Genomic DNA, 25,807 nt, shown 5'->3' on the forward strand with positions numbered 1-25,807 from the left:
TCCAAACCTTTGCCGCCCGCGAAGGCAACCTCATCACGAGGCTACAACAGGGCCTTGGCGCGGCCACAGCGGAACGGATTGTCGACACACTGCGCAGCCAGGGCTCCGAAATTCAGCCGGTGGTGCCTCCTCAATGCGCTGTCACGAATGTGCAGCGTTCAAGTGTTCGATTCTAGTCGAATGCTTTTGAGGGATTTTTGCATGGCAACAATAAGCGCATCTCGCTCGGCCGCGAGTGTCTGCGGGGATCGACCGTTTGCTTCTTCGTTTATGCCCTGAACCAACGTTTCGATAACGTCGTCGTTCAAGTATGGCTGACCCAACCCGTCCCACCATCCGTTAAACGTATCCCGGAAGTGATCGCAAAAGGCGCGCAGACCGCCCTCTCCCGCGCCTAGATTGAACAACATCGTCGGCCCCATCGCCGCCCATCGCAGACCGGGGCCCGCCCACATAGCCTTGTCAATGTCTTCGACCGAAGCAACGCCCTCGACAGCCATATGGACCGCTTCGCGCCAGACGGCTGCCTGAAGGCGGTTCGCCACATGGCCAGGCATGCCTTTCCTGATGCGGATCGTGACCTTGCCGATGTCGTGATAAAACGCTTCGGTTCGTTCGAGAACGCCATCACCTGTTTGCGCGTTCGCGGTGAGCTCCACCAAGGGGATAAGATGAGGCGGGTTGAACGGGTGTCCGAGGATGAAAGGCGTAGGGTCTTGCCAACCAGCTTGCAAAGCCTCCAGCGTCATGCCTGATGTGGAACTGGAAACGATCGCCTCCTCGCTCAGGGCTGGTTCGACTTCAGAATAGAGTGCGTGTTTGATCGCTTCTCTTTCTGGAACATTCTCCTGCACGAAGTCTGCACCATCGACCGCAGATGCTGCTGTTTCTGCAAACGCCAATGCGTTCGGAGAGGCTCTGCCGGTCAGGCCGAGTTCTTCAAGCGTGGGCCAAGCTGTTTCAATGAAAGCGCGGGTTTGCTCTTCAGAGTTTGGTGCCGGATCGTAGACAGTAACTGATCGACCAGCCGCGAGAAACAGCGCAGCCCAGCTTGCACCAATAACGCCGGCACCAAGAATTGCAGTATGTGAGATCTCCGACATCAGAACACTCCGGGGTTGAGTGGCGACGCGGCCGTCATGCCGCCGTCGACGGTAAAGAACTGACCCGTTGCGAAGCTTGCCTCGTCAGAGGCGAGCCAGACAGCCATGGATGCAATATCATCCGGCTCGCCAAACCGACGAACGGGATGACGGGCCAGTGCGTCTTGCCTTGCCGCGACAGGATCCTTTGCAAGTTCGAACGCGGCCTCAAGCATGCCGGTATTGATCCATCCCGGACAAATCGCATTGCACCGCAGGCTTGGGCCATGATCCACGGCGATAGATCGCGTGAGCCCATGCACGAAAGCTTTGGACGCATTGTAGAGAGCCATCGAAGGGTCCGCGACCTTGCCAGAGATTGAGCCGATATTGATGATGCTCCCGCCGGATTTCATGGTCGGAATAAAGGCACGGCAGCAGTTGAACACCCCTCGACAGTTGGCGCCGATCACAAGATCCCAATCCGCGTCGGTGCTTTCCGTCACGGTCTTTTCCACCTGGACCCCGGCATTGTTGACGAGAATGTCCAACGCACCCACAGCCTCGGCTACCATTTGGACGTTCACCGGATCACTGACGTCCAGATCGTGCCATTCACAGGGCAGGCCGTCAGGGGCTCCACCCCGCCCGCAGGTCACTACCTCGGCGCCTTCCTTTAGGAAAGCACCGACGATGGCGCGTCCAATTCCCTGGCGTCCGCCAGTAACAAACGCTTTTTTTCCCGCAAGCCGCATCAGTGCGCCACCATCACATGACGGATCGACGTATAGGCGTCGAGCGCATAGACGCTCATATCACAGCCCGTGCCGGAGCCTTTCATCGCGGCCCAAGGCATTTCAGGTGTGCCGACACCATGCGTATTGACCCATGTGAACCCGTAGCGCAGGCGAGATGTAATCGACATCGCCCGTCCCACGTCGGTCGTCCAGACCGAGGATGCCAGTCCGTATCGACCTGCATTCGCCACCTTTACGGCATGATCCGCGTCCGAGAAACGGGAAAGCGTCACAACGGGCCCAAAGACCTCATCCGTTGCGATCTCTGCTGAATTATCGACGTTTGCTAACACCGTCGGTTGATAGAAGAACCCGTTTCCATCTCCGCTTGCGCCACCTGTGACGATCTCGCATCCAGGGCGTGCGCGATCGACAAAGGCGGAAACGCGGTCGCGCTGACCTGCGGAAACCATCGGACCCATTTCGGTGCCTTCGGCCTTGGGTGCGCCAACTTTTATTTCTTTTACTTGCGCTTCGACCATGGCCGTGAATTTTTCATACACACTGTCTTGGACCAGGATCCGGCACGGTTGCGCGCAATCCTGCCCGGCATTGAAAAAGCTCCCATAGCGGATCGTTTCGGCCACAGCGTCCAGGTCGGCATCATCAAAAACAATGACGGGGGCCTTGCCACCCAGTTCCAGATGCACATGGCGAATTTGCTCGCTGGCGGCGCGCATGGCGGCCATGCCGGTGGCCGGGGACCCCGTGACAGTGATCGCTTCCATTTGAGGGCTGTTGATCAATTGATCCCCGATCGTGGGACCACGCCCGTGAATCACATTCAGCACCCCTTTGGGCAAGACGTCGTGCAAAAGTTCAGCAAGGCGCAGTGTGGACAAAGGTGTGATCTCGGAAGGCTTCAGAACAACTGTACAGCCGGCTGCAAGAGGGGCTGCAAGTTTCCAGGCGGCCATCATCAACGGATAATTCCAAGGGGCAATCGCCGCCACGGGGCCAACGGGGTCGCGGCGGATCATGCTTGTGTGGCCTGCGACATACTCGCCCGCGGCCGATCCCGTCATGGTCCGGGCCGCCCCTGCAAAGAAGCGGAATGTGTCGATGGTAAGAGGGAACTCATCATTGCGTGCCGATGGCCAGGGTTTGCCGACATCAAGGCTTTCAAGCTCCGCCAACTCATCCTGATTGGCTTCGATAATATCGGCGATTTGCATCAGCAGCGCGGCCCGTTCGGCCGGCGGGACATGTCGGAAGGTTTCGAACGCCTCTTCAGATGACCTTACTGCGGCCTCTACCTGGTCCGAACTTGCCTCTGCGACCTGACCAATCTTCTCTCCAGTCGCGGGATTCAAAATGGCCAGGGCCTCACCCTCCCCTTCCACCATCTCCCCATTGATAAGCAATTTGCCTTGCATGCCCGTTCCCTTCTATCAGAAATTCACCCGGTCCGCGCCCTTGAGCGCGAGCCGCTCTCTGGCTTCGGCAGGTGCTGCAACCTCAAGCCCGAGGTTTTCCACGATGTCTCGAATTTTCCGGACCTGCTGGGCATTGGATGTCGCCAGTTCGCCCTTGCCGATGAACAGGCTGTCTTCGAGCCCCACACGAAGGTTGCCCCCCAACAGGGCCGCCTGAGTCGCAAATGGCATCTGATGGCGCCCCGCAGCCAGCACCGACCATTCGTAGTTCTCCGGCCCGAACAGCCGGTCGGCTATGGTGTGCATATGCATCAGGTTGTCGAGATCAGCGCCCACACCGCCGAGGATTCCGAACACCATCTGAATAAAAAACGGTGGCTTGATCAGACCCTGATCAACGAACCATTTTACATTGTAGAGATGGCCAAGATCGTAGCACTCGAATTCGAACCGTGTGCCATGTTCACCCCCAAGCTTTTCGATGGCATAGCGAATTGTCCTGAACGTGTTGGGAAAGATGAAATCCTCGGTCATTTCGAGGAAAGGGCGTTCCCAATCATGCTGAAACTCGGTGTATTTCTGAAGCATCGGGAAGATTCCGAAGTTCAGGGACCCCACATTGAGGGATGCCATTTCGGGGCTTGTTGTCGTGGCCGCCAACATGCGTTCGTCCATGGACATGCCAAGACCACCGCCGGTTGAAACGTTGATCACGGCATCTGTGGATTGTTTGATGACAGGCATGAATTGCTGGAACAATTCTGGCCTGGGATCGGGTTTGCCGGTCTCGGGATGGCGGGCATGCAAATGGATAATGGAGGCACCGGCCTCGGCGGCTTCTATGCTGGCCGTTGCGATCTCGGTTGGTGTAATGGGCAGATGAGGGCTCATTGTCGGGGTGTGGATGCCCCCGGTCGGTGCGCATGTGATGATTACGGATTTTGGCATTCCGGGGCCTCCTGCGAAACAACACGGCGCAAATGGTAACGCACCTCTTTGGGTCGGTAGATCAGATGAAACTCGGGGGTTTCACCAAGCGCATAGCGTGGCCGTAAAGCACCCTTGTCGGCGACCTTCCTGGGGTTGACGGCGCATTTCATAGCCGCATCTGCTGGACTTGAGCGCTAAGGCCTCCATCCAGCACCCAAAGCTGTCCGCTTGCATATCGGGCCTCATCGCTGGCGAGCCAGTTCACGAGGTTTGCGATATCGTCTGGCGTTCCATAAGTGCGCATCGGGTGCACATCGCGCACAGCTTGCTGAAGCTGGTCAATCGTCTTGCCGCCGCCGCCCGAGCCGTCGCCGGTGAAAAAGCTTTGCAGCATCGGTGTGTCGATGTAGCCAGGGCAAATCGCGTTGACCCGGATGCCTTCGGGCCCGTGATCGCAGGCCATCGCGCGGGTCAGGGCATGAACCGCACCTTTCGTTGCACAATAAGCCGCCAGTCCCGGATCAGCGATGAAACCGTCATATGATCCGAAGTTAATGACAGAGGCAGAACTGCCGCTCTTTGCCGCCTTGCGCATCAAAGGTAGCGCATATTTGGACGTCAGGAATGTGCCTGTCACGTTCACCGCAAACGAGCGGTTCCATTCTTCAAGGCTTGTATCCTCAATCGTTTTTTCGATCTCGATGCCCGCAGCGTTCACGAGAATATCGAGTTTGCCGTGCTCAGTCTTTATCCTCTCCATAGCTGCAATGGCCTCGGGTTCTGAGGTGACATCAAGTCGGAGAAAATGGCTATCGGCCCCTGCTGGGTTGGACACGGATCCGCTTTCACTGAGATCGGCTGCGTAGACAACGGCACCTTCTCGGGTCAGCCGATCCACGATCGCACGGCCGATGCCGCCCCGTCCGCCCGTCACAAGGGCCACCTTGCCGTCTTGAATATCCATCAATTTGTTTCCCCCATCGGTGGAAAGCGGTAGCGCGCGGCTGCCGCAGTCCAATCCATGTGATTGCGAACATACTCCTGACTGGCGTCGCGCGGCGGGTTGTAATCCCATGGCTCGCTTGCCCCGGACTCCATCGCGGCATGAAGCGCGCGCCTCGATTTCTGGGTGCGCATAACATCAGCCCGGAGCCTTTCGCTGTCCCATCTCTCAGCGACTTCGCATGCAAAGGCAGCGGCTGCATCACTGTAGGCCGGGTCATCCGCCAAGTTGACACGCTCATCCGGGTCCCGAGACAGATCAAAAAGCTGCGGTGGATCCACATCGCAGTGAATATACTTCAGTGTCCCGCGCCGGATCATGAAGACAGGCCAAGGTGTCATCTCTGCGCAGTATTCGCCGATGGCAATGTCCTCTGGTGCATCCTCCCCACGCGCCAAAGGCATCAGGGACCGACCGTCAACAGGCTCGCCCAGCATGTCGGGTGTCCCTCCGGCAACCTCCAGGAAGGTCGGAAGCAGGTCGACGAGAGAGCACGCCTGAGGCGCCGTGCCTTCGGCCACATCCGGGCCTGCGAAGATTAAGGGCACACGGGCAGAGTGTTCGAAGAACGTCATCTTGTACCAAAGACCCCGTTCACCCAGCATGTCTCCATGATCCGCGGTCACAATGATCAATGTGTTGTCAATCTGACCCGTTTCTTCCAGCGCCTTGACGATCGCGCCGACTTTACTGTCGAAATAGCTCACATTTGCCAGATAAGCGCGCCGTGCGCGGCCGATTTCTTCATCCGAAAGCGGCACAGTGGAGGCTTCGATCCCATCCATCACACGGCGTGAGAACGGGTCGTGCTCTTCCAGAGAGAGGCCTTGCGGCAAGTCGACTTCGTAATCGGCGTAGAGATCCCAGAATTCTGGCTTCGCCACATATGGATCGTGAGGATGGATGAAACTCGCCACCAAGCAGAACGGAGAGACGTCGCCGGCTGCGTGATCCCGTCCTCGCTCAATCAGCCAACGGCGCGCTGCGAACTCGACCTCGTCATCGTAATCCGTTTGGAATGTCGCGATTGCCACACCGCTTTCCTTGACGGTCTGCATGTTGTGGTACCACTTGTCGATCCGCTCATCATGGGCTTCCCAGTCCGGCGTCCAAGCGAAATCGGCGGGATAGATATCGGTCGTAATCCGATCTTGAAACCCATGCATCTGGTCAGGTCCGACGAAGTGCATCTTGCCTGACAGGCACGTGCGATATCCCAGAGCCTTGAGGTAGTGTGCAAATGTAGGCACGCTGGCACGGAATTCCGACGCGTTGTCATAAGCCGCAATTCGGCTGACATATTGCCCGGACATGAAAGCAAATCGCGACGGCGCACAGAGCGGCGAGTTGCAATAAGCGGCGTCAAATCGCATCCCGCGTGCCGCGAGTTTGTCCATATGCGGGGTTTTGGCGCCCTTGTGCCCATAAGCACCAATGAAATGTGGTGCCAACTGATCGGCCATCACCACAACAATATTCGGCTGCGTCATGGAGCGGCCTTTGCGTAAGCATCAAGTACCAGCCCGTGGAAGTGATGAACGGCATGTTCGGATTTGCCGGATCCTGAAGGGTCCGACACGATTCGACCTTGCGTAAAGGCCGGCGTTTTCATTCCTCGCTGTACACTTTCGACCAGATTGATGTCTTCAACCTGAAGCACTTCATCCAGATAGCGCATCGCGTCAATTTCCATCGGATCAGGCTCGGGCGTCTCAAGAAAAAAGTCATAGGTCTCCAACGTGCGATCTGGTCCGACCGGAATGACATTCAGCACGATCATGCTGGACCGGCCCGGGTATCGCATCAGACAAGTTGTGGGCCACAGCCACCAGACCGCATGGGTTTTTACAGTCGCGTTTGAGACGTCGTAGGCGGAGTTGGCGTTCTGCCCCGCTTCTGCCATGTGGCTGGAATAAATACCGTAGGTCGTTACTTTGTACGTGTCCATGTCCACAAGATCGCAAAAGTCCTTGTGGGCGGTCGGGCAGTGGTAGCATTCAAGGAAATTGTCGACGACATTCTTCCAGTTCGACTTGATGTCGTATGTCAGTCTTTTCCCGAAGGTAAGTTGTTCGATATCAGGGGCCCAGTGGCGGATTTCGGTCTCCAGATTGCCGGATTGATCCGACAGCGAGGCGGCTTGCGTGTCGAGGTTGACGAAAACGAAACCGGCAAACTCTTCCACTTGAACAGCATCCAGGCAGATATCGCGTGGAGTGAAGTCCTCCAGGTGATCTGTTTCAGGTGCACGGACAAGTTGACCGTCAAGCTTGTAGACCCAAGCATGGTAGGGACACATGATACGGGTCGTCTCGCCTTCGCCACTCAACAGCTCATGGGCACGGTGTTTGCAGACGTTGTAGAAGGCGCGCAAGACCCCTTCCCTATCCCTGACGACAGCGATTGGGTGCCCCGCGATATGTGTGGCGACGTATGACCCCGGCGTACACAGCTTTTCGACGTGACAAACCCATTGCCAAGACTTGGCAAGGATCTCCGTACGGTCGACCTCAAACCAGTTTGCGTCAATGTAAGCCTCTTTTCGCAACGAAAGCGCACGATTTGGATCTGGGTCAAAGCCAGACTTGATTGCTTCGAACGCGTTTTGATCTGGAAACTGCGTCATGGCTGTCCTCACGACTGGAATCAGGAACTCACTGCACCAGCATTTCGCGGATCAAACCACAAGACTTACCATGAATCGCCGACTACTTTACTTTTTTCGCCTTAGGCTTTGGTGCACGGTGCATTGGCCATGCTCGGAACTCGAATGGAATGCGTCCCTGTACACGATCCTTGCTTGGCGGGAGACCGAAGCGGTCCTTGTAGGCCCGACTAAAGTGGACCTGGCTCGAAAATCCGCTCGCAAAGGCAATCTCCGACATGGTCAGGTCAGTTTGGGTTACAAGGCCGCGGGCCCGGTCGAGGCGGATATCGCGGTAGTAAAGTGCTGGCGTTTTTCGCACGCATTGCGCAAAGAGCCGATCAAGTTGCCTATGTGATAACCCGACATGCCTGCAAACATCCGCAATGGAGAGTGGCGTTTCAAGGTTTGCCTCCATGACACGAATTGCGGCACGCACATTTGTTGGAACAGAGTTGCCCAAAGGTTCGGTATTTTCGGGGTACTGCAATGCCCCGTGGGCGCGTATCGGGGGGGCAAACACATAGCGTGCAGCGGCATTTGCAAGAGCGCTACCATGAGACTGCTGGATCAGATGCAGGGCAAGATCGAGCGAAGCTGCACCACCACTGCAAGTCACACGACGGCGATCAATAACCCAAAGCGCTTCACTGATGCCCGTCTTGGGGAACAATTCTTGAAACGCATCAATATGTTCGTAATGGACTGTTGCCGTATAGTTTTCCAGCAACCCGGCATGGGCCAGAATAAAGGCACCTGTATCTAGCCCGCCCAAGATTGCCTGACGTTTCGCGGCATTTCTGAGGTTCGCGCGCAATGCTGCAGAAACATGGCGCTCCGGCTCCCAACTTGACGAGACGAAAAGCATGTCCGCTTTGTTCATTCCCGCCTCCGAGAACCTGGCAGTGTTGACTTCAACGCCATTGCTGGCCGTCACCATTCCGCCCGCCTCGGACACAAGTTGCCATCGGAACAGTGTTGTTCCCTCGAGATAGTTGGCGGCACGAAATGGATCGATAAATGACATCGTGGCCGCCAGGTTGAAAAATGGTGTTACAGCGATTCTCAGTTCGGTTGTTCTGTCCGGCCCGCCGCCCTCGACCATGTCGCCAACTCCCTTCTGTTCTTTCTCAACGGTAGACAGTGCGGCCAGACAAGTAAAATCGACGACCAACTCAAGGCTGAATCAGACGCGAAGCGCAACGTGTATTGCAGCGACTTAAGCTTATCTTTCGCCTCGAACTGCGACGAAGGATATTCCATTTTCCGCTGTCTGACTTCAGCACCCACCGGGTAGATTTAGGTATCTGTCAAACGGAGGGGTTCGGGTTCATTGAACCTATTGGCAAGCTAAGATGAACAAGAAATCCGGAACTTAGAAAGACGCAGATTAAAAGCTGGTCAGGAACATCAAACGCAAGACCCGCAAACATTACCTGGCCGAATAGAATGTCGGTAATGTCCCGGCCGGTCTGCGCGCTGAGGATAGCATTGCGGCGCTGTGTCTCCGCGAGGGCATAACCGAAAGCTATTATATTCTGGTCGAAGGAGTTCCCGGAAGCCGTGAGAGCCCGTCTTGCGGGCGACACGGCTCGGTAGGTGACCGCCCCTGAGACCTCGGACTGAGATCACGTCATGGTCGCACACGAGCCAAGGCTGCTCAGCGAAAACGGCTCGACATACGCCGCGGGTGATTTGGCGGACTGTCTCGGATCACGTGCACGGTGCGCCGCACCACACACAAACCCCACTCCAGTTCGAGCGTTGGTACCAAACTAAGAAGCACTGGGTTCTCTTGGAAATTTACTTCCTACCCGGAGGTTTTGAGCGACAGATCGGCACCTTTGTCGATCACAACAACTACTGTTACCCCAAGACCCCGGCCAACTTGACGCCCGCCGACGTCTACCATGGCCGAGGCGCCGAAATCCTGAACATAAGAGTGGAGATCAAGAAGCAAACAATCAGAAACCGAAGGTTTCAGAACCAAGCCGCTACCACTTTTACTCAAACGTAAACCGAACCAGAGCCTCCGTTACAAAGAGACCAACGCCAAAAAACTCTGAAAACGGGTGGTCGAGATCCATCTCGCATTACTTGTGCCAAAGAACAGCGCACAGCTCACTTTCAATCGGTGACCTGCCCCGCGCCGATTATTGTTCCGAGAACAAATTGTGTCGCGGGATCAATTTCACCCCTCACGATAAGCGCTTGAAATTGGTGATTCAGGGCGGTCTCGCCCCAGTTCCGCATGGCAACTGCGATCCGCGGCGCTAGATTACGGTCCTTTTCGAGTTCACTCGCGAAAATGCCAATAATCTGAGCGCGAAGTTCAGGCAAAACCGTGCCGCCTTCGGTCAAAGCCCGGATCAGGGATTGCTTTTCGGGCGGTTGCCAGCCGGGGCGCTGCAGTGCTCGCTCAATCGCAGTAACTGCAAGGGCACCGTCGATTTCGATACCTGCGAGAGCCCATTCATAAAGGTTTTGACCATTGCTTTTCAAAACCTGTTCAAATCGCGAACGCACAACAGAGGCTGCCTGTTCATCAGATTGCAAGCCAAGCAGACGCACCGCGACGGGTATGTAACTGATCCTGTTCAGACTACGAAATTCTTGCAGGAGCTGCTCAGTGGGCACCGTGTTCCGAAGTGGATGAACAAATTCATATGGGGCACGGTAGATTTCAACCATAGCGATATTTCTCAGCACATGATCTTCGTGGCTTAGATAGCCCGCAAAGAACATAACACGCTCCGAGCCGTCATTGTCGCCGTACGCCCACGATCCTCCAACAGCTGTCAAAACCTCAACAAACCGAGATCTATCTGGCGTCATCATGAATAAGCGCTTCCAGCTTCGTGAAATGCTACGCCCTGCACCATCCTTGTCGGTTGCGCCATAGGTGAAGAGAACCGTCTTTTCTGGATTGGACCGGAAAGCTGCGCGGGTCTTGCTGTCGATCAGAAACGGTATTTCCGGCAGCGTTGAGATTTTCTGTTCTGTCCCTCTCAGAATGTGAACCGGAGAAAACCGGAACGGGTTGTCCGGTGTGGGACCGGCCAGAACGATAATGTCCGCGGAAATAATGTGATCAGCCGACGAAGCCTCAGGCAAAGTCACGCAGACTGAGCAAGCTTGCAAAGGTCTAGAGGTCACCAAGAAGATGGCCAGAATACAAAGCAGTGAGAGAGAATTCGTTATTAAGCGCATAAGATACTGATATTCTTTAGTTTATGTGTTCCTTTTTACCTGTCGGCACTTGAGTTGGCACAATAATCTGTAACTCAACTTAGTTTAGAATGCGAATCTTCGACAGTGACTAAGCTAAGAACCCCGTGACGCGCTTGACCAGACAGAAAAGCAAAGACCAGACATTCCAGAAGCGCCGCGCTCTGCATAAACACAGCGCGCTGCAGATTGAAGTTTCAGCGAGCTTGACCCTCTCAAACCAATCAAGCGATCGTGGTCCTAGTCATACGATGAAAGACATTGCCAGCAACAGTCTAAGGCGTCTTTTAGCGATCGCAAAACGCACCTGCGACTCCGGCCCCGATCAGTCGGCCAAGTAAACCGTTTCACCGGTTTCAATTGCCTGTTGCGCCGCTTGCCCCATCCTGACAGCCCAGAGGCCGTCCTTCAAACTCACATCCGGTTTCGCCTTTTCGCCACGAAGAACGGCCAGGAATCCTTTGTGCTGATAGTAGGTCGACCCATTGTGATCCCCAGCCGCCAAAAGGGTGGGGTCCACCGGAACGTCCATTGATACCGGACCTTTGGGATTGCGCGGGCTCAAAATCACCTGAGGCAATGGCGGGGCTCCCAAGTGATCGGGCCAGAATCGTCCGGGTCCGGGGACAAACGCCTCGATCTTGGCGTCCGGTCCGACGGCCGATATTTCTTCTTGATAGCGTGAGCCTTCGGCAAACATGCAAAGTTCCAACATCGCGCGCGCACCCGAAGCAAAGTCGACCAGAACATAGCCGTGATCCAGAATATCCGGGGTTTGACCGTCGTAACTTTCATCAAGATGGTTCACCGCCTGCCCGCCGCTTGCCGTGATGCGCACCGGATCGGATTGCAATATCAGACGCATCAGGTCGAAGAAGTGGCAGCATTTCTCGACGAAAGTGCCACCAGTATTTCGGTTGAACCGGTTCCAGTGACCGACCTTGTCGAGGAAGGGAAAACGATGCTCGCGGATCGACAGCATTTTTACCCCACCTGTCGCCTCGGCCTTGTCGATCAAAGCAGCGATAGGGGGCATGTACCGGTATTCCATTGCAACCCAAATCGGGCAGGGGTAGTCGCGCTGCAACTGTTCGAGCCGGGGCGCGTCCTGCGGGTCGGTGAACAATGGTTTTTCTACCAGAAGCGGCAGAGGACGTGTTTCTGCGATTTCGCAGATCTGGTCCACATGAAGATGGTTCGGGCTGACGATGACGACGCAGTCCAGTTCCTCTACCGCCAGTAGCTCTTGCACGGAACCTACCATGGTAGCAGTTGGCGCAATTGCCTTGGCGGCTTTTGCCATCTCCTGATCGAGTTCAAAGATCGCAGCCACACTGGTACCTTCCAGCAATCCGATATTGTGCAGGTGCTCTTGCCCCATCATTCCGCATCCAATCAGCCCGTATTTGATGGTCCGGGTCATGCGCAATTCCTTTTACTTCAGACGTTGTACGTAGTTGGCCCGATCCGGGTCGAACCAAGTTTTTGAGAATTCGACGGGTTCGGCGCTTTCCGACCAGCTGAACCGCTCGATATAACCGACTGCTTGGCCGGCTGGCTTGGTGAAGTCAGAAGGCGTCCAGTCCGGTAGAGGCCGGACCGAAACCCTGTCTTCGGCTCTTGCGATCCAAAAGCCCAACTGGCGCTGATAGTAGCGATAGAGCGAGTCGGACAGCAGGCTCTGGTCGATTAGGCCCGCTGATTCGTCCAGCCAGATTTCTTCGACAGCGATGATTGTATCATTCAGGTAGCGCATCCGCCGGACACGCGAACCGGCGTCAGAAGCACCGAATTTCGGCAGATTGATCGGCTTTTTCAGATGGTCAACCGACAGGATATCCGCACGAGGCAGGCCACCCCCTTCCGGCAGTTCCAGCCTGAACATTGCATAGACGCTGTTTTGCGTACCGGTCTCGCGTATGTAGTTGCCCGAGCCCTGGATACGCTCCAACATCCCCTTTTTTTCTAGCTCTGAGAGCGATTTTCGCAGCGTTCCAACCGAGACATTCAGCTCTGCGGCCATCTCGCGCTCGGGCGGCAATCGTTCACCGTCAATAAGGCGACCAGCCGCGATGTCACGGATCAGAAGTTCCGCGATCTGAATATATACCGGCAGGGCATTGGGGTTTCGGTTGGATGCAGGCACGGCAGACGCTTCACTCGGTCGCAGGAAAAATTGATACACTATTGATCTACATCAAAGCGATTGCTACGCAAGAGGAAAGTCAAAGATGTACGGAGCGTGAATCAAATGAGCATCGTCCCCATCACATCCCCCGATCTGGATGCGGCCGAAGTTTCGTGGTTCGCTGCGCTGTGTTCCGATGATTACCAGTTCCTTGGCGTTCCCGATGGTGCCCTGCGGTCGAGTTGGGAGCATTGCTCGAACATTGTGAAAGAGGCCGAGGCGCAGGGTTTTCGCAACATCCTCTGCCCGTCCTCTTATCAGGTCGGTCAAGACACGCTGAGCTTTGTCGCCGGCTGCGCCCCGATCACCGAGCGGATCAACCTGCTGGCCGCCGTGCGCTGTGGCGAGATGCAACCGATCATGCTGGCCCGCACCATCGCAACGCTGGACCACATGCTGAAGGGGCGTTTGACGGTCAACATCATCTCATCCGACTTTCCCGGTGAGAAGGCCGACAGCGCGTTCCGCTATCAGCGCTCGCGCGAAGTGGTGGAGATTCTGAAACAAGCCTGGACGCAGGATGAGATCAATCATGCAGGCGAGGTCTATAACTTCTCGGACCTGACCACCGACCCGGCCAAGCCATATCAGACCGGCGGGCCGCTGCTTTATTTCGGCGGCTATTCTCCCTCTGCTTTGGATCTGTGCGGCGAGCATTGCGACGTCTACCTGATGTGGCCTGAAACCAAGGATCAACTGGCCGAACGGATGAAGGCCGTTCACGCCGTCGCTGAAAACTACGACCGCACGCTGGATTACGGGTTGCGTGTCCATATGATCGTTCGCGATACCGAGGCTGAGGCACAGGAATACGCGGACTACATCGTCTCGAAGCTGGACGACGAATACGGTCGCGCCATCCGCGAACGGGCGCTGGATTCGACCTCGCTGGGGGTGGCGCATCAGGCCAGGAACCGCGATCTGGCGGATGAGTACGGCTATGTCGAACCCGGTCTCTGGACCGGTGTTGGCCGGGCACGGTCTGGTTGCGGTGCCGCTCTGGTCGGATCGACGGATCAGGTTATGTCGAAGATCGAGGAATACCAGAAGATGGGCATCCGCGCTTTCATCTTCTCGGGCTACCCGCATCTGGACGAAGCCCGCCATTTCGGCGCCCGCGTGTTGCCGAATTTGAAAACCTGTTCCCTTCCCGAAGCTTACGGAAGGGTTCCCAAAACGACCCCGGCCACACCGCTGGGCAACGGAGAACGCCGCTAATGCAACGTGTGAAACTATCTGACTCGCTGGAGATGAGCCGCCTTGTCTATGGCATGTGGCGGTTGGGCGATGACAGTGACACGTCCGCGGGCCATGTCGAGGCCAAGATTCAGACCTGTCTGGATCAGGGTATCACCACCTTCGATCAGGCCGACATCTATGGCGGCTACCAGGCCGAGGCCGTGCTGGGTGCCGCCCTGCGCGCCAATCCAAACCTGCGTCAGAAGATGGAGATCGTCACCAAATGCGACATCGTCGCGCCGGTTGGCCGTTACGCGGATGCGAAGGTAAAATACTACGACACCTCACGTGCCCACATTCTGAAATCAGTCGACACGTCGCTGTCGGAAATGGCGATTGACCACATCGATCTGCTGTTGATCCACCGCCCGGACCCCATGATGAGCCACTATGAAACCGGAGCCGCCCTGGATGAGGTTGTCGCCAGCGGCAAGGTCGGCGCGGTGGGCGTGTCCAACTTCCGCCCGTGGGATTGGTCGTTGCTGCAATCGGCGATGAATACGCCGTTGGTCACCAACCAGATCGAAATTTCGCTGGGTCAGATCAGCCCTTTCACCAACGGTGATCTGGCCTTTCACCAACAGCATGGCCATCCGTTGATGGCATGGTCGCCGCTGGGTGGAGGCCTGTTGATGGCCGGAAACCCGCCGATTGGGGTCGTCGCCGATGAAATCGCAGCCGGGTTTGGCGTGGATCGCGCCGCCGTCGCAGTGGCGTTCCTGTTGGCCCACCCGGCCAACATCCTGCCGGTTCTGGGCACCAACAATCTGGACCGGATTAAACGCGCCTCTGACGCATTGAAAGTCAAACTGGATCGCGAAAGCTGGTTCCGCCTGTACGAGGCGGCGCTGGGGCACGAGGTACCATGATGAACGCAATCTCAAAGGACATGACCCGCACCTTTATTCCACATAAGGACGACACACGTACCCTGCGCGACGCCTTCGGCCGATTTGCAACCGGTGTCACCATCGTGACCTGCGACAGCGCGGATGGGCCTGTCTGCATCACCGCCAACAGCTTTTCGTCCCTGTCGCTTGACCCACCGCTGATCATGTGGGCCGGAGACCGAAACTCGCGTCGCTTCCCCTATTTCCACAAGGCCCGTCATTTCAGCGTGCATGTGCTGTCTTCGGACCAGGCCGAGCTGTGTTTCGGCTGCTCGAAAGACGCCTTTGCACTGCGGGACATCAGCCACGAGCGCTGTGAGAATGGGACACCGGTGTTGGCAGATTGCCTTGCGCGGTTCGAATGCGAACAGCACGCGTATCACGATGCAGGCGATCACGTTATTGTGGTTGGAAAAGTTCTACGGGCCAGCATGTCGGATGGAGACGCGCTGACCTTTTATGCCGGGAAACTCGGCCAATTCGCGAAAGTCTAAGCGCGATTTGATGACCGTGGGGGACACCCGCGGCTGACCAAGGGAGGATCCGCATGGGCGGACTGGCATCGGTGCTTGCACCGATTGCATTCGTGAACGAAACCGTGCTGCGTCTGGGGCGCGCGGTTGGTGTTGTTGCGATTGCGCTCATGGTGATCGCAATTCTGATCCAGGTGTTTTTCCGATACGTTCTGGGCAATGCGCTGCCGTGGCCGGATGAGGCCGCGCGGTTCTGCATGCTGTGGATGACCGGTCTTATGGCGCCCACCGCGTTTCGGCGCGGCGGTTTTGTGGCCATCGACATGCTGGAACGCCTCCTTCCCCGCATCATCGGCCAGACGCTGAATCTGTTCCTGCTTTTGATCGCGCTCGCAGTCCTGCTGGTCGCCGTCAATATCGGCTGGTCCGAGGTCACCGGCTTTGGCGGCAAGTTCGCCACTGCCGCGCTGTATCTGCCCACCTCTTTCGGGTTCGACGAATGGTATCGCATTCCTCGCAGTTGGATGATGGCATCGCTGCTGGTGGGGATCATCCTGCTGATCTCGGTGAATATCGAGCTGATCCTGCGATCCTTCATCACTCTGCTGGGCGGCGGCCACCTGTTGCCTGAAATTCCTGATGCGGCAGTGGGGGCCGAATAAATGCTGATCTGGTTCCTGCCCACCTTCCTGATTTTCCTGCTGATCGGCCTGCCGGTCTTTTTCGCTTTGCTGGCGGCGCCCGGAATCCTGCTGTGGCTGAACGGCCAGACGAACGACATCACGCTGCTGTATCGCAATGTCTATAACGGTATGGACAGCTTCCCTCTGATGGCGATCCCCTTCTTCATGCTGGCCGGAGAGCTCATGAACCGAGGCGGCATCACCATCCGCCTTGTCGAGTTTTCGCAGGCCCTGATGGGGCACCTGCGCGGTGGTCTGGCGCATGTGAACGTGCTGAGTTCGATTCTGTTTGCGGGCCTCTCGGGGTCCGCCGTGGCGGACACCTCGGCGCTAGGGTCGATGCTGATCCCGGCGATGGAGAAACAGGGCTATACCCGCAAATTCGCCGCCGCGATCACGGCGGCGAGTTCGGTGATCGGGCCGATCATTCCGCCCTCGGGCATCATGATCATCTACGCCTATGTGATGGGCGAAAGCGTGGCCGCGTTGTTTCTGGCGGGGATCGTTCCGGGCGTGATGGTCGGTGTCGGTCTGATGCTGATGATCAAACTGATGGCCGACCGCTATGACTTCCCCATCGCCAGCCGCAAATACACATGGCCCGAGCGGCGTCAGGCCAGTTTGAAGGCCTTTTTCCCATTGATGACACCGGTCATCATTCTGGGCGGTATTCTGGGTGGTATCTTCACACCGACCGAGGCTGCGGCAGTCGCCGTGGGCTATGCCTTCATCATCGGGTTCTTCATCCTGCGGACATTGACATGGAAAGAGGTCCCCGAGGTGCTCAGCAATGCAGGCATGACTTCAGCCGTTGTTCTGCTGCTGGTTGGTGCTGCGATGGCGTTCAAGACGGTCGTCAGCCTCAGCCATGCGCCGGAACAACTGGCCTCGCTGATCCTCAGCCTGTCGGAAAACCCGCTGATCCTTTTGTTCCTGATCAACCTGCTACTGTTCATCGTTGGCATGTTCCTGGACGCAGGCCCTGCGATCATCATCCTTGGTCCCATCCTTGGCCCGATCTTCACCAGCCTCGGTGTTGACCCGATCCACTTCGCCATCATCATGAGCGTCAACCTGACCGTCGGCCTCGCCACCCCGCCAATGGGCCTGGTCTTGTTTGTCGCTGCTGCTGTCTCGCGCGAACGGGTCGAAACCATCGCCAAAGCGATCCTGCCGTTCCTGGCGGTCGAAATCATCGTGATCTTCCTGATCACCTATATCCCCGCACTATCCATGACGATCCCGAGGATAACGGGATTTGCCAACTAACTGAGTTCCACAGGGAGGAAACGCATGCTCAGAAACTTCATCAAAACCGCAGCGGTGGCCACTTCGCTTGTGGCCGCGTCTGCCATCGCGGCAACAGCTGCCGACTACACGCTGCGCGCCACTGCCAATTCGAACGAAAACGACGAGGACTATGACGGCCTGATCGTCTTCAAGAACTATGTCGAGGCCGCCTCGAACGGCGCGATTGAAGTCGAATTGTTCATCGGTACACAACTGTGCTCGAACGGGGCCGAGTGCTTGCAGGGTGTGGCAGACGGTACCATCGACATCTACATCTCGACCTCGGGCGGTGCCTCAGGCATCTTTCCTTACGTGCAGGTTCTGGACCTGCCTTATCTGATGGCCGATGACCGCATTGCCGAGCATGTCCTGTCGGGCGATTTCACCCGCACAATGCGCGACATGGCGCTTGAGGACTCGGGCGGCGCGATCCGTCTGATGACCATCGGCAACACCGGCGGCTGGCGCAACTTTGCCAACACACAGCGCCGCATTGCCGAGCCTGCGGATATGGAAGGTCTGAAAATCCGCACCGTCGTCGCCGACCTGCCGCAGGAACTGGTCAAGGCGCTAGGTGCGTCGCCCACCCCAATCCCGTGGCCGGAACTGTTCACCAGCTTCCAGACCGGTGTCGTTGAAGGATCCAAGAACGGCATCACCGACATCATGGGCATGAAATTCCCGGATGCGGGCCTGCAATACGTAACGCTGGACGGCCACGCCTATATGGGCGCATTGTGGTGGATGAACAACGCCAAGTTCCAGGAGATGCCCGAGGATCTGCGCCGCGTCGTGGTCGACGGGTTCTATGCCCTGCAACAGGCCACTTTCGCCTCCCCCAAGCGCAAGTCGATCCAAGCCTATGAGGATTTCGTCGCCGGTGGCGGAGACCTCTATGTGCTGACACCCGATCAGAAGGCTGCGTTCAAAGAGGCCGCAACGCCAGTCTATGATTGGTTCCAGTCCAACGTTGCGCGAGGCGACGAGATCTTTGCTGCACTGACCGAGGCGGTCGCGGCGGCTGAGGCGGACGTCAACGCTGCTCGTGATGCGGACCTGAAGTGAACGGTTGGGCCGGGCTTTGCGGCCTGGCCCTCACCGAAACGGGTACATCCACCCTTTGTAGTCGTTGACCAGAACATGCGCCTTTTCAATCTGCTCCGGCGACATTTTCTTGACCACTTCCTCAAGGCTGATTGCCGCATCGGGGTCGCCGCCAATAGCGCTGAGCGTGTACCACATATACGCGCGCACCAGATCGGGCGCAGGCATGCCCAGACCCAATTCGTAATACCAGCCAACGCCCGACTGCGCCCCCGGATGCCCCTTCATCGAGGCGCGCAGATACCATTCAAAGGCCCGTTCGTAATCCTGCTCGACCCCCAAACCCAGCCCGTACATCACGCCGATCAACTCTTCAGCCTCGGCGTTGCCCGAGCGCGCGGCTGGAAGAAGTTCCTCACGCGCGGCAGCAAACTGTCCGGCTTCCATCATATCGCGGGCTTGTTCCAGTTCAGCCAGAGCCGGAGACGCAAATACGCAAAGGGCCAAAACAAGCTGGCGCATGGGATGGTTGCCTTCTTCTGGGTCGGGCCCGCTGTGGCACAGGATTTGCCGCGCCCGCTGACCGATGATGACTTTATCCCCTTTGATATGGAACAGGCCGCCATCGGTCATCAACTGTTTTACGACCCGATCCTGTCAGGCAACCGCAACATCGCCTGCGCCCATTGTCACCACCCGGATTTCGGCACTTCGGACGGGTTTTCGCTGGGCATAGGAGAAGGCGGACAGGGGTTGGGGCCGGACCGCACACCCGGCACCGGGGCCAACAGAATACGCAAACGCATCCCTCGTAACTCTCCGGGCCTGTGGAATCTTGGGGCCAAGGACATACACACCGTCTTTCACGACGGCAGGCTGAGCATTTCCGACGTCTACGGCAACGGCTTCAATTCCCCGGCGCAGGAGTGGCTGCCCGAGGGTCTGAACTCCCTGCTGGCAGCACAGGCTCTGTTTCCCCTGACCTCACAATTCGAGATGGCGGGCAATGTGGCCGAAAATGAAGTCACAGGCGCGGTGCATGATCGTATCGACAAGGGCTGGCCCATTCTGGCGAAACGCGTCCGCACCGATCCGCGCTATGGTCCGGCCATCGTCGCCGTCTTTGATGAGGTCGAGACGACCGAGGACATCACGATCGCGCAAGTCGCCAACGCTCTGGCCGCTTTCATGGCGATCGAGTGGCGCAGCACCGACAGCCCGTTTGACCACTATCTTGCGGGCGACATGAATGCCCTTTCACCTGCGCAAATCGAGGGGATGAAGCTGTTCTACGGCAAAGCCCGCTGCTCCGCCTGCCACACCGGTCCGCTCATGTCAGATCAGAAGTTCCATGCATTGGGCTTGCCTCCCTTTGGGCCGGGTCGCACCCGGCAGTGGGATCCCTTCGTCCGGGATGTCGGCCGCATGGGTGAAAGCAACCGCCTTGAGGATGCCTACAGGTTCCGCACCCCGATGCTCCGTAACGTTGCCCTGACCGCACCATACGGTCACAATGGCGCCTTCCCCGATCTTGAAAGCGTCATTCGCCATCATTTGGATCCGCAGGCCAGCCTGGACAAATGGACCCCCCAAATGGCTGCCTTACCCGAGGTGCCATGGTTGCAAAAAACGGATTTCCTAGTTTGGCAGGACCGATATGAAATGGCACGTCAACGCAAGAAAATTGATATCGATCCGATCCAACTCACGGAATTAGAAATAGAAAACCTGATTGCTTTTCTGAATTCGTTGACAGGTCGCAGCGTGGACTCGCCGATATTCGGTGTGCCGAAAGGATTTACTCCTTAGCCATCTCTCACATCATTTAGCTCATGTTGACTAATGGCTGAGCCAGAGACGGGTTGATGCGAAATCGACGAATCCGAAGAGCTTTCGGCGGGCACGTCGCAGCGTGTTGCAACTCGGCTGGCATTCTTCAACTTGTTGAAGCATTTCTCGACTGGATAGCCTCATCTGGCCCCGCCCATCTCTGAAACTTATCAATCACTTTCAAACAAATACTCTCTGCAGTCTTCGCTTGCATTCTAAATTTGGCACCTGCTTTTTTTCACTGCATGGCCAGAAGACCACAACCAGGCTAACGAAGCTTTGATTGGTCCAAGCGGACCAATGCGGTTTGGCACCCGCCAACTTTATCGGGAGCGTGCTAAAGCGCTGACAACTCTCTCGACACAATCCAAATCAAAAAAAGCCAGCACCTCGAAACGCGATGGCAAAGTTCTGGTGGTCAACGATGCAGTTTGAGCTGGTTTAATTGCAGGCTGTTGCTGGTTTTCACAGCGAAACCCCACCCCCCGTCTCAGCCACATTTCGAATGCCCGCAGCTGCGGCAGGTCATGCAGCCCTCGATCATCACCATGTCATACTGGCCGCAGGACGGGCAGGCCTTCCCGCGGGGGGCGTCCATGTTGACCACTTGCGCTTGCGGGTCGGATTTCAGCCCCATCCCTTCGCCCTCAAGAAACCCAATCGCGATCATGTGCTGCTCGATCACACCACCGATCGCCGCCAGGATCGAGGGGATATACTTGCCCTGCACCCAAGCCCCGCCGCGCGGATCGAACACGGCCTTGAGCTCCTCGACCACGAAAGACACGTCACCACCGCGCCGGAACACGGCCGAGATCATCCGGGTCAAGGCCAGCGTCCAGGCGTAATGCTCCATGTTCTTCGAGTTGATGAACACCTCGAACGGACGACGCCGGCCGCCGATGACGATATCGTTGATGGTCAGATAGATCGCGTGTTCGCTGTCGGGCCATTTCAGCTTGTAGGTCGAACCCTCAAGCGATTGCGGCCGGTCCAGCGGTTCGGACATGTAGATGACATCGCCGCCATCCACCTCGTGCGGCGCATCCGCACTTTCACCCGGCACCTTGTCGTCGCTTTCCGAGACGGTCAGCACCGAGCCGGTCACGTCGTTCGGGCGATAGGTGGTGCAGCCTTTGCAGCCCTGATCCCAGGCCTGCATATACACGTCCTTGAAGGCGTCGAACGAGATGTCCTCGGGGCAGTTGATGGTTTTCGAGATCGAGCTGTCGATCCATTTCTGCGCAGCCGCCTGCATCTTGACATGCTCGGCCGGCGTCAGGGTCTGGGCGTTCACGAAATAGTCGGGCAGCTCGACATCGCCGAACTTGTCGCGCCACATCTGAACGGCATAGTCCACCACCTCTTCCTCGGTGCGCGAGCCGTCCTTCTGCAAGACCTTGCGGGTGTAAGCATAGGCAAAAACCGGCTCGATCCCCGACGACACGTTGCCCGCGTACAGCGAGATCGTCCCCGTGGGTGCAATCGAGGTCAGCAGAGCATTGCGGATGCCATGCTCGCGAATGGCCTCGCGAACAACGTCATCCATCTGCTGCATGGTGCCGCTGGCCAGGTATTTCTCGGCATCGAACAGGGGAAACGCCCCTTTTTCCTTGGCCAAGTCGACCGACGCCAGATACGCGGCGCGGGCGATCGCGTGCAACCAGCGCTCGGTCTGACGCGCCGCCTCGTCGGACCCATAACGCAGACCCAGCATCAACAACGCATCCGCCAGTCCGGTCACGCCCAGCCCAATGCGGCGCTTGTCCTGCGCTTCAGCCTCTTGTTCGGCCAGTGGGAATTTTGACACATCAACGACATTGTCCATCATCCGGACAGCCGTGGCGACAAGTTCTTGCAGGGCCTCTTCATTCAAACGGGCTTTTGCCTCAAACGGTTCAACCACCAAACGCGCCAGATTGATCGAACCCAACAGGCAGGCGCCATAGGGCGGCAATGGCTGTTCGCCGCACGGGTTCGTGGCCGCGATGGTTTCAACATAGCTCAGGTTGTTGGCCTGATTGATCCGGTCGATGAAGATCACCCCCGGTTCGGCATAATCATAGGTGGCCTGCATGATCTTGTTCCAAAGATCACGCGCCTGAACCGTGTGATAGACCTTGCCGTCAAAGATCAGATCCCACGAGGCATCGGCCTTGACCGCTTCCATGAACGGATCGGTCACCAGAACCGACATGTTGAACATGCGCAGGCGGGCCGGGTCAGATTTGGCGGTGATGAACTGTTCGATATCCGGGTGGTCACAGCGCATGGTCGCCATCATCGCGCCACGGCGCGAGCCCGCGGACATGATCGTGCGGCACATGGCATCCCAGACATCCATAAAGCTCAGCGGCCCCGACGCATCCGCCGCGACGCCTTTCACGTCAGCGCCACGCGGGCGGATGGTCGAGAAATCATAGCCGATCCCCCCGCCCTGCTGCATGGTCAATGCGGCCTCTTTCAGCATGTCGAAAATGCCGCCCATGCTGTCGGGCACCGTGCCCATGACAAAACAGTTGAACAGGGTCACCTGACGCGCGGTGCCGGCGCCTGCTGTGATCCGCCCGGCAGGCAGGTATTTGAAATCTTCCAGTGCCTCATAGAATTTCTCTTCCCAGTGCCCCGGGTCGTTTTCCGCCCGCGCCAGATCACGGGCGATGCGCCGCCAACTGTCTTCAACCGTTTGATCGATGGGGGTGCCATCCGCCTGTTTAAAACGGTACTTCATATCCCAGATCTGCTCGGCGATGGGGGCGGCAAAGCGGCTCATTGGTGATTCCCTGTGCTGAAAGAGGTATCCAGACTACCTCAAATCACATGCTCACCACAACACCTTGATGACAATTGGAACCAAGCTACAATATAAAGATGGTCTTCGGGACGACTCTGTGGGAAAGCTGTGGATAATTACGTAAACCTCATAAAACTGTCCGTTGGTTCGGAAAGCGTCGACACGCTGATGGCCTGGCAGGACAGCTATCGCCAGCGGTTCGCAGATGGCCTTCCACGCCACGTCACCCGCATGTGGCCCAAGCGCGAAGCCGAAATTCTGAACGGCGGATCGATCTATTGGGTCATCAAGGGCGTAATCCAATGCCGCCAGCGGATCCTGCGGCTGGATGAAGTGATCGGAGAGGATGGTATCCGCCGCTGTGCCATTGTGCTAGACCCCAAGTTGCACCGCACTCAGAACGCCCTGAAACGCCCGTTTCAGGGATGGCGTTATCTCAAGCCTGAAGATACTCCTGCCGATTTGCCCAAAAACCGCGAGCAGGACGATGCCCTGCCCGATGATCTGAACCGCGCCCTGGCGGAAATCGGGGTTCTGTAGTTACCGCAACCGATCCAGCAGTTCGGACAGAACCGCTTTTTCTGTCGGATCATATTTTGCAACGCGACTGCGCCAAAGCGTGGCCTGCGATTGCAGGATCAGACCGTCCGAGAGGATCTTCAGGTGGTTCGCGCGCAGGGTCTCTCCGGTCGAAGTGATGTCGGCAATTGCTTCAGCGGTTTCATTCATCACCGTGCCTTCAGTCGCACCCTGACTGTCGACCAGCGTGTAATCGGCCACGCCCGCTTCTGTCAGGAATTCCCGAACCAGACGGTGGTATTTGGTGGCGATCCGCAGCCGGTGGCCATGGGTTTTGCGAAACGCAGCTGCTGCCGCGTCCAGATCATCAAGCGTATCGACATCGACCCAACATGCCGGGATTGCGATGATCAGATCAGCCTTGCCGAATCCAAGCTGCGAAACCTCTTCAACCTGCTGTTCCCAGCGCGGCAGTTTCTCGTGCACCAGATCGATCCCGGTGACGCCCAGATGAATCCGCCCCGCCGCCAGTTCACGCGGGATTTCCCCCGCCGACAGCAGGATCAGAGAGACACCGTCGATCCCTTCGACCTTGCCCGCATATTCCCGGTCCGACCCGCTGCGTGACAAGGTGATGCCGCGTTTTTCGAACCACGAGAAGGTCTTTTCCATCAACCGGCCCTTCGAGGGCACACCCAGTTTCAGGCTCATACAGCACCCTCCTCAATCTCCAGCATCAGGTCGGGGCGCAACACGCCGCCGACAGCCGGGATTTCGTCTCCACGGCCCAATTGCCGTGTCAGCGCGTCATAGCGCCCGCCCGTGGCGATCGGAGGCAGGTCAGGCCGACCTTCCGCGTAAAACCCAAAAACAAAACCATCGTAATATTCCATCGATGTCCGGCCATAGGCGGCCTCGAAATCCAACCGCTCGACATCTACGCCACGTGCTTGCAACGCAGCCACGCGCGCCTCCAACCGGTCCAGAGCGGGCGTGATCTGGGGCAGATCCACCGCCACGTCGCGCAGCTGTTCCAGCGCAAATGGCATGGTCTCGCGCACATTCAGCAACGTTTCCAGCCCGGCCAGTTCATTGTCGGAAATCGGCGGCGTATCGCGGTCATCGCGCAGGGCTTCGATGCGCGCTGCGATTTCGGCCTTGCGGCGCTTGCCGATCATAGGGGCTTCAAAGGCCATCGGATCGGCAGCGTCCAGCAGCGCGGCGCGCCCTTCCGAGGGCGCCTTGCGACCTGCAAACCTATCCAGCAAGATACGGAACCGGCGCGGTCTCCACAGGTGCCGCATCAGGGCGGCCTTGCGACGCTCGGTCGTGCGCAGCCCTTCGACCGCAGCGGTGAGGATACCGATATCCCCGGTTGCCGCGCGCAGTGGCAGCCCGCGCAACTGAAGCGCCATCAGCGAAAACACCTCGGCGTCGGCGCCTGCCGGGTCGTCGCGGTCAAAGACCTCGTATCCCACCTGGATGTATTCATTGGCGCGGTCGGGGTCATGCTCCTGACGGCGGAACACCTCACCCGAATAGGTATAGCGCGCCGGTTCGGCCCCGTCGCGCATGTGCATCTGCACCACCGGTAGGGTGAAATCCGGGCGCAGCATCTGTTCGCCGCGCAGCGCGTCCGAGGTGACATAGGCGCGCGCGCGGATATCCTCGCCGTAGAGGTCCAGCAGCGTCTCGGCCGATTGCAGCAGCGGCGGGTCGACGACCTGCGCCCCGGCGGCCTCGAAGCGCACGCGCATCATCGCGGCCCGGGCCTGGATCTGGGATCGGTTGGGCATG

23 protein-coding genes and 2 pseudogenes are annotated in these 25,807 nt (G+C 57.6%); 9 read left to right on the forward strand and 16 right to left on the reverse strand.

From position 1 onward, the window contains the following. Positions 1-158: 158 nt before the first annotated feature. From ACR0C6_RS09125 to ACR0C6_RS09160, 8 genes are all read right to left on the reverse strand, one after another. On the reverse strand, positions 159-1,103 hold the full coding sequence (locus ACR0C6_RS09125) for a 3-hydroxyacyl-CoA dehydrogenase NAD-binding domain-containing protein (protein WP_480446296.1): 945 nt from the start codon (positions 1,101-1,103) through the stop codon (positions 159-161). After that, positions 1,103-1,837: an SDR family NAD(P)-dependent oxidoreductase gene (locus ACR0C6_RS09130; RefSeq protein ID WP_480446295.1), complete on the reverse strand. Its 735-nt coding sequence runs from the start codon at positions 1,835-1,837 to the stop codon at positions 1,103-1,105. The genes ACR0C6_RS09125 and ACR0C6_RS09130 overlap by 1 nt, the downstream gene beginning before the upstream one ends. Further along, positions 1,837-3,255 carry an aminobutyraldehyde dehydrogenase gene (locus ACR0C6_RS09135; protein WP_480446294.1) on the reverse strand — a complete coding sequence of 473 codons (1,419 nt, stop codon included), beginning with the start codon at positions 3,253-3,255 and terminating at the stop codon, positions 1,837-1,839. Before ACR0C6_RS09135 ends, ACR0C6_RS09130 begins: the two co-directional genes overlap by 1 nt. A gap of 15 nt (positions 3,256-3,270) precedes the next feature. Further along, positions 3,271-4,203 carry a 3,5-dioxohexanoate:acetyl-CoA acetone transferase gene (gene kce, locus ACR0C6_RS09140; RefSeq protein ID WP_480618932.1) on the reverse strand — a complete coding sequence of 311 codons (933 nt, stop codon included), beginning with the start codon at positions 4,201-4,203 and terminating at the stop codon, positions 3,271-3,273. 148 nt (positions 4,204-4,351) lie between these two features. Beyond that, positions 4,352-5,149, reverse strand: a complete 798-nt coding sequence (locus ACR0C6_RS09145) for an SDR family NAD(P)-dependent oxidoreductase (protein ID WP_152460175.1) — start codon at positions 5,147-5,149, stop codon at positions 4,352-4,354. Beyond that, entirely contained in the window at positions 5,149-6,678 is a 1,530-nt protein-coding gene (gene betC, locus ACR0C6_RS09150) for a choline-sulfatase (protein WP_480618933.1), read from the reverse strand. Before betC ends, ACR0C6_RS09145 begins: the two co-directional genes overlap by 1 nt. Then, the gene (locus ACR0C6_RS09155; protein WP_171232317.1) at positions 6,675-7,814 is read right to left on the reverse strand and encodes an aromatic ring-hydroxylating oxygenase subunit alpha; all 1,140 of its coding nucleotides are present in this window, start codon (positions 7,812-7,814) and stop codon (positions 6,675-6,677) included. The genes betC and ACR0C6_RS09155 overlap by 4 nt, the downstream gene beginning before the upstream one ends. An 82-nt stretch (positions 7,815-7,896) precedes the next feature. Beyond that, positions 7,897-8,937, reverse strand: a complete 1,041-nt coding sequence (locus ACR0C6_RS09160) for a GlxA family transcriptional regulator (RefSeq protein ID WP_171169821.1) — start codon at positions 8,935-8,937, stop codon at positions 7,897-7,899. Between the two features lie 292 nt (positions 8,938-9,229). Between ACR0C6_RS09160 and ACR0C6_RS09165 the strand changes: the two are divergent. After that, a pseudogene (locus tag ACR0C6_RS09165) lies at positions 9,230-9,849 on the forward strand (hypothetical protein). 110 nt (positions 9,850-9,959) lie between these two features. Here the strand turns inward: ACR0C6_RS09165 and ACR0C6_RS09170 are convergent. The 3 genes from ACR0C6_RS09170 to ACR0C6_RS09180 form a co-directional block, all read right to left on the reverse strand. Then, positions 9,960-10,952, reverse strand: coding sequence for a hypothetical protein (locus ACR0C6_RS09170; protein ID WP_480618934.1), 993 nt, complete (start codon positions 10,950-10,952; stop codon positions 9,960-9,962). Positions 10,953-11,385: 433 nt separating this feature from the next. Continuing rightward, positions 11,386-12,483, reverse strand: a complete 1,098-nt coding sequence (locus ACR0C6_RS09175) for a Gfo/Idh/MocA family protein (RefSeq protein WP_480446289.1) — start codon at positions 12,481-12,483, stop codon at positions 11,386-11,388. Positions 12,484-12,495: 12 nt separating this feature from the next. After that, positions 12,496-13,206 (reverse strand): GntR family transcriptional regulator, encoded by a 711-nt coding sequence (locus ACR0C6_RS09180; RefSeq protein WP_480446288.1) that lies wholly within the window; start codon positions 13,204-13,206, stop codon positions 12,496-12,498. A gap of 105 nt (positions 13,207-13,311) precedes the next feature. On the opposite strand from ACR0C6_RS09180, the gene ACR0C6_RS09185 reads away from it, so the two are divergent. From ACR0C6_RS09185 to ACR0C6_RS09210, 6 genes are read left to right on the forward strand one after another with little or no spacing between them, the layout of a single operon-like run. Further along, complete coding sequence (locus tag ACR0C6_RS09185) at positions 13,312-14,466, forward strand: LLM class flavin-dependent oxidoreductase (RefSeq protein WP_480446287.1); 1,155 nt, start codon at positions 13,312-13,314, stop codon at positions 14,464-14,466. Further along, the gene (locus ACR0C6_RS09190; protein WP_480446286.1) at positions 14,466-15,356 is read left to right on the forward strand and encodes an aldo/keto reductase; all 891 of its coding nucleotides are present in this window, start codon (positions 14,466-14,468) and stop codon (positions 15,354-15,356) included. Before ACR0C6_RS09185 ends, ACR0C6_RS09190 begins: the two co-directional genes overlap by 1 nt. Then, positions 15,356-15,871, forward strand: a complete 516-nt coding sequence (locus ACR0C6_RS09195) for a flavin reductase family protein (protein ID WP_371808053.1) — start codon at positions 15,356-15,358, stop codon at positions 15,869-15,871. Before ACR0C6_RS09190 ends, ACR0C6_RS09195 begins: the two co-directional genes overlap by 1 nt. A 53-nt stretch (positions 15,872-15,924) precedes the next feature. After that, positions 15,925-16,512, forward strand: coding sequence for a TRAP transporter small permease subunit (locus ACR0C6_RS09200; protein WP_171230703.1), 588 nt, complete (start codon positions 15,925-15,927; stop codon positions 16,510-16,512). After that, on the forward strand, positions 16,513-17,802 hold the full coding sequence (locus tag ACR0C6_RS09205) for a TRAP transporter large permease (RefSeq protein ID WP_171364655.1): 1,290 nt from the start codon (positions 16,513-16,515) through the stop codon (positions 17,800-17,802). Between the two features lie 24 nt (positions 17,803-17,826). After that, entirely contained in the window at positions 17,827-18,888 is a 1,062-nt protein-coding gene (locus tag ACR0C6_RS09210) for a TRAP transporter substrate-binding protein (protein WP_480446285.1), read from the forward strand. Between the two features lie 30 nt (positions 18,889-18,918). On the opposite strand, the gene ACR0C6_RS09215 is transcribed toward ACR0C6_RS09210, so the two are convergent. Continuing rightward, entirely contained in the window at positions 18,919-19,389 is a 471-nt protein-coding gene (locus ACR0C6_RS09215) for a tetratricopeptide repeat protein (RefSeq protein WP_152460163.1), read from the reverse strand. A 3-nt stretch (positions 19,390-19,392) separates the two neighbouring features. Here ACR0C6_RS09215 and ACR0C6_RS09220 point away from each other — a divergent pair, with 3 nt between their 5' ends. Beyond that, the gene (locus ACR0C6_RS09220) at positions 19,393-20,676 is read left to right on the forward strand and encodes a cytochrome-c peroxidase (protein ID WP_480618935.1); all 1,284 of its coding nucleotides are present in this window, start codon (positions 19,393-19,395) and stop codon (positions 20,674-20,676) included. 30 nt (positions 20,677-20,706) lie between these two features. Here the strand turns inward: ACR0C6_RS09220 and ACR0C6_RS09225 are convergent. Both ACR0C6_RS09225 and ACR0C6_RS09230 read right to left on the reverse strand, forming a co-directional pair. Further along, positions 20,707-20,828: pseudogene (locus ACR0C6_RS09225) on the reverse strand (IS5/IS1182 family transposase); the annotation flags it as partial. A gap of 359 nt (positions 20,829-21,187) precedes the next feature. Next, complete coding sequence (locus ACR0C6_RS09230) at positions 21,188-23,470, reverse strand: adenosylcobalamin-dependent ribonucleoside-diphosphate reductase (RefSeq protein WP_480618936.1); 2,283 nt, start codon at positions 23,468-23,470, stop codon at positions 21,188-21,190. A 129-nt stretch (positions 23,471-23,599) separates the two neighbouring features. On the opposite strand from ACR0C6_RS09230, the gene ACR0C6_RS09235 reads away from it, so the two are divergent. Further along, the gene (locus tag ACR0C6_RS09235; protein WP_480618937.1) at positions 23,600-24,031 is read left to right on the forward strand and encodes a DUF1489 family protein; all 432 of its coding nucleotides are present in this window, start codon (positions 23,600-23,602) and stop codon (positions 24,029-24,031) included. On the opposite strand, the gene hisG is transcribed toward ACR0C6_RS09235, so the two are convergent. Together hisG and ACR0C6_RS09245 are read right to left on the reverse strand one after the other, a co-directional pair. Next, on the reverse strand, positions 24,032-24,721 hold the full coding sequence (gene hisG, locus ACR0C6_RS09240) for an ATP phosphoribosyltransferase (RefSeq protein ID WP_171206995.1): 690 nt from the start codon (positions 24,719-24,721) through the stop codon (positions 24,032-24,034). It lies immediately after the preceding gene. Further along, a complete protein-coding gene (locus ACR0C6_RS09245; RefSeq protein WP_171615021.1) occupies positions 24,718-25,806 on the reverse strand; it encodes an ATP phosphoribosyltransferase regulatory subunit in 1,089 nt (362 codons plus the stop codon). Before ACR0C6_RS09245 ends, hisG begins: the two co-directional genes overlap by 4 nt. Between the last annotated feature and the right edge of the window lies 1 nt (position 25,807).

The sequence above is a fragment of the Ruegeria sp. AL12 genome (assembly GCF_056540885.1).

Bases quoted from the DNA above. Each gene is read 5' to 3' on its own strand.
- ACR0C6_RS09155 (WP_171232317.1), bottom strand. From the start codon at position 7,814: ATGACGCAGTTTCCAGATCAAAACGCGTTCGAAGCAATCAAGTCTGGC.
- ACR0C6_RS09205 (WP_171364655.1), top strand. From the start codon at position 16,513: ATGCTGATCTGGTTCCTGCCCACCTTCCTGATTTTCCTGCTGATCGGC.
- ACR0C6_RS09125 (WP_480446296.1), bottom strand. From the start codon at position 1,103: ATGTCGGAGATCTCACATACTGCAATTCTTGGTGCCGGCGTTATTGGT.
- ACR0C6_RS09160 (WP_171169821.1), bottom strand. From the start codon at position 8,937: ATGGTCGAGGGCGGCGGGCCGGACAGAACAACCGAACTGAGAATCGCT.
- ACR0C6_RS09145 (WP_152460175.1), bottom strand. From the start codon at position 5,149: ATGGATATTCAAGACGGCAAGGTGGCCCTTGTGACGGGCGGACGGGGC.
- ACR0C6_RS09175 (WP_480446289.1), bottom strand. From the start codon at position 12,483: ATGACCCGGACCATCAAATACGGGCTGATTGGATGCGGAATGATGGGG.
- ACR0C6_RS09135 (WP_480446294.1), bottom strand. From the start codon at position 3,255: ATGCAAGGCAAATTGCTTATCAATGGGGAGATGGTGGAAGGGGAGGGT.
- ACR0C6_RS09245 (WP_171615021.1), bottom strand. From the start codon at position 25,806: ATGCCCAACCGATCCCAGATCCAGGCCCGGGCCGCGATGATGCGCGTG.
- ACR0C6_RS09230 (WP_480618936.1), bottom strand. From the start codon at position 23,470: ATGAGCCGCTTTGCCGCCCCCATCGCCGAGCAGATCTGGGATATGAAG.
- ACR0C6_RS09190 (WP_480446286.1), top strand. From the start codon at position 14,466: ATGCAACGTGTGAAACTATCTGACTCGCTGGAGATGAGCCGCCTTGTC.
- betC (WP_480618933.1), bottom strand. From the start codon at position 6,678: ATGACGCAGCCGAATATTGTTGTGGTGATGGCCGATCAGTTGGCACCA.
- hisG (WP_171206995.1), bottom strand. From the start codon at position 24,721: ATGAGCCTGAAACTGGGTGTGCCCTCGAAGGGCCGGTTGATGGAAAAG.
- ACR0C6_RS09200 (WP_171230703.1), top strand. From the start codon at position 15,925: ATGGGCGGACTGGCATCGGTGCTTGCACCGATTGCATTCGTGAACGAA.
- ACR0C6_RS09215 (WP_152460163.1), bottom strand. From the start codon at position 19,389: ATGCGCCAGCTTGTTTTGGCCCTTTGCGTATTTGCGTCTCCGGCTCTG.
- ACR0C6_RS09220 (WP_480618935.1), top strand. From the start codon at position 19,393: ATGGTTGCCTTCTTCTGGGTCGGGCCCGCTGTGGCACAGGATTTGCCG.
- ACR0C6_RS09195 (WP_371808053.1), top strand. From the start codon at position 15,356: ATGAACGCAATCTCAAAGGACATGACCCGCACCTTTATTCCACATAAG.
- kce (WP_480618932.1), bottom strand. From the start codon at position 4,203: ATGCCAAAATCCGTAATCATCACATGCGCACCGACCGGGGGCATCCAC.
- ACR0C6_RS09185 (WP_480446287.1), top strand. From the start codon at position 13,312: ATGAGCATCGTCCCCATCACATCCCCCGATCTGGATGCGGCCGAAGTT.
- ACR0C6_RS09130 (WP_480446295.1), bottom strand. From the start codon at position 1,837: ATGCGGCTTGCGGGAAAAAAAGCGTTTGTTACTGGCGGACGCCAGGGA.
- ACR0C6_RS09210 (WP_480446285.1), top strand. From the start codon at position 17,827: ATGCTCAGAAACTTCATCAAAACCGCAGCGGTGGCCACTTCGCTTGTG.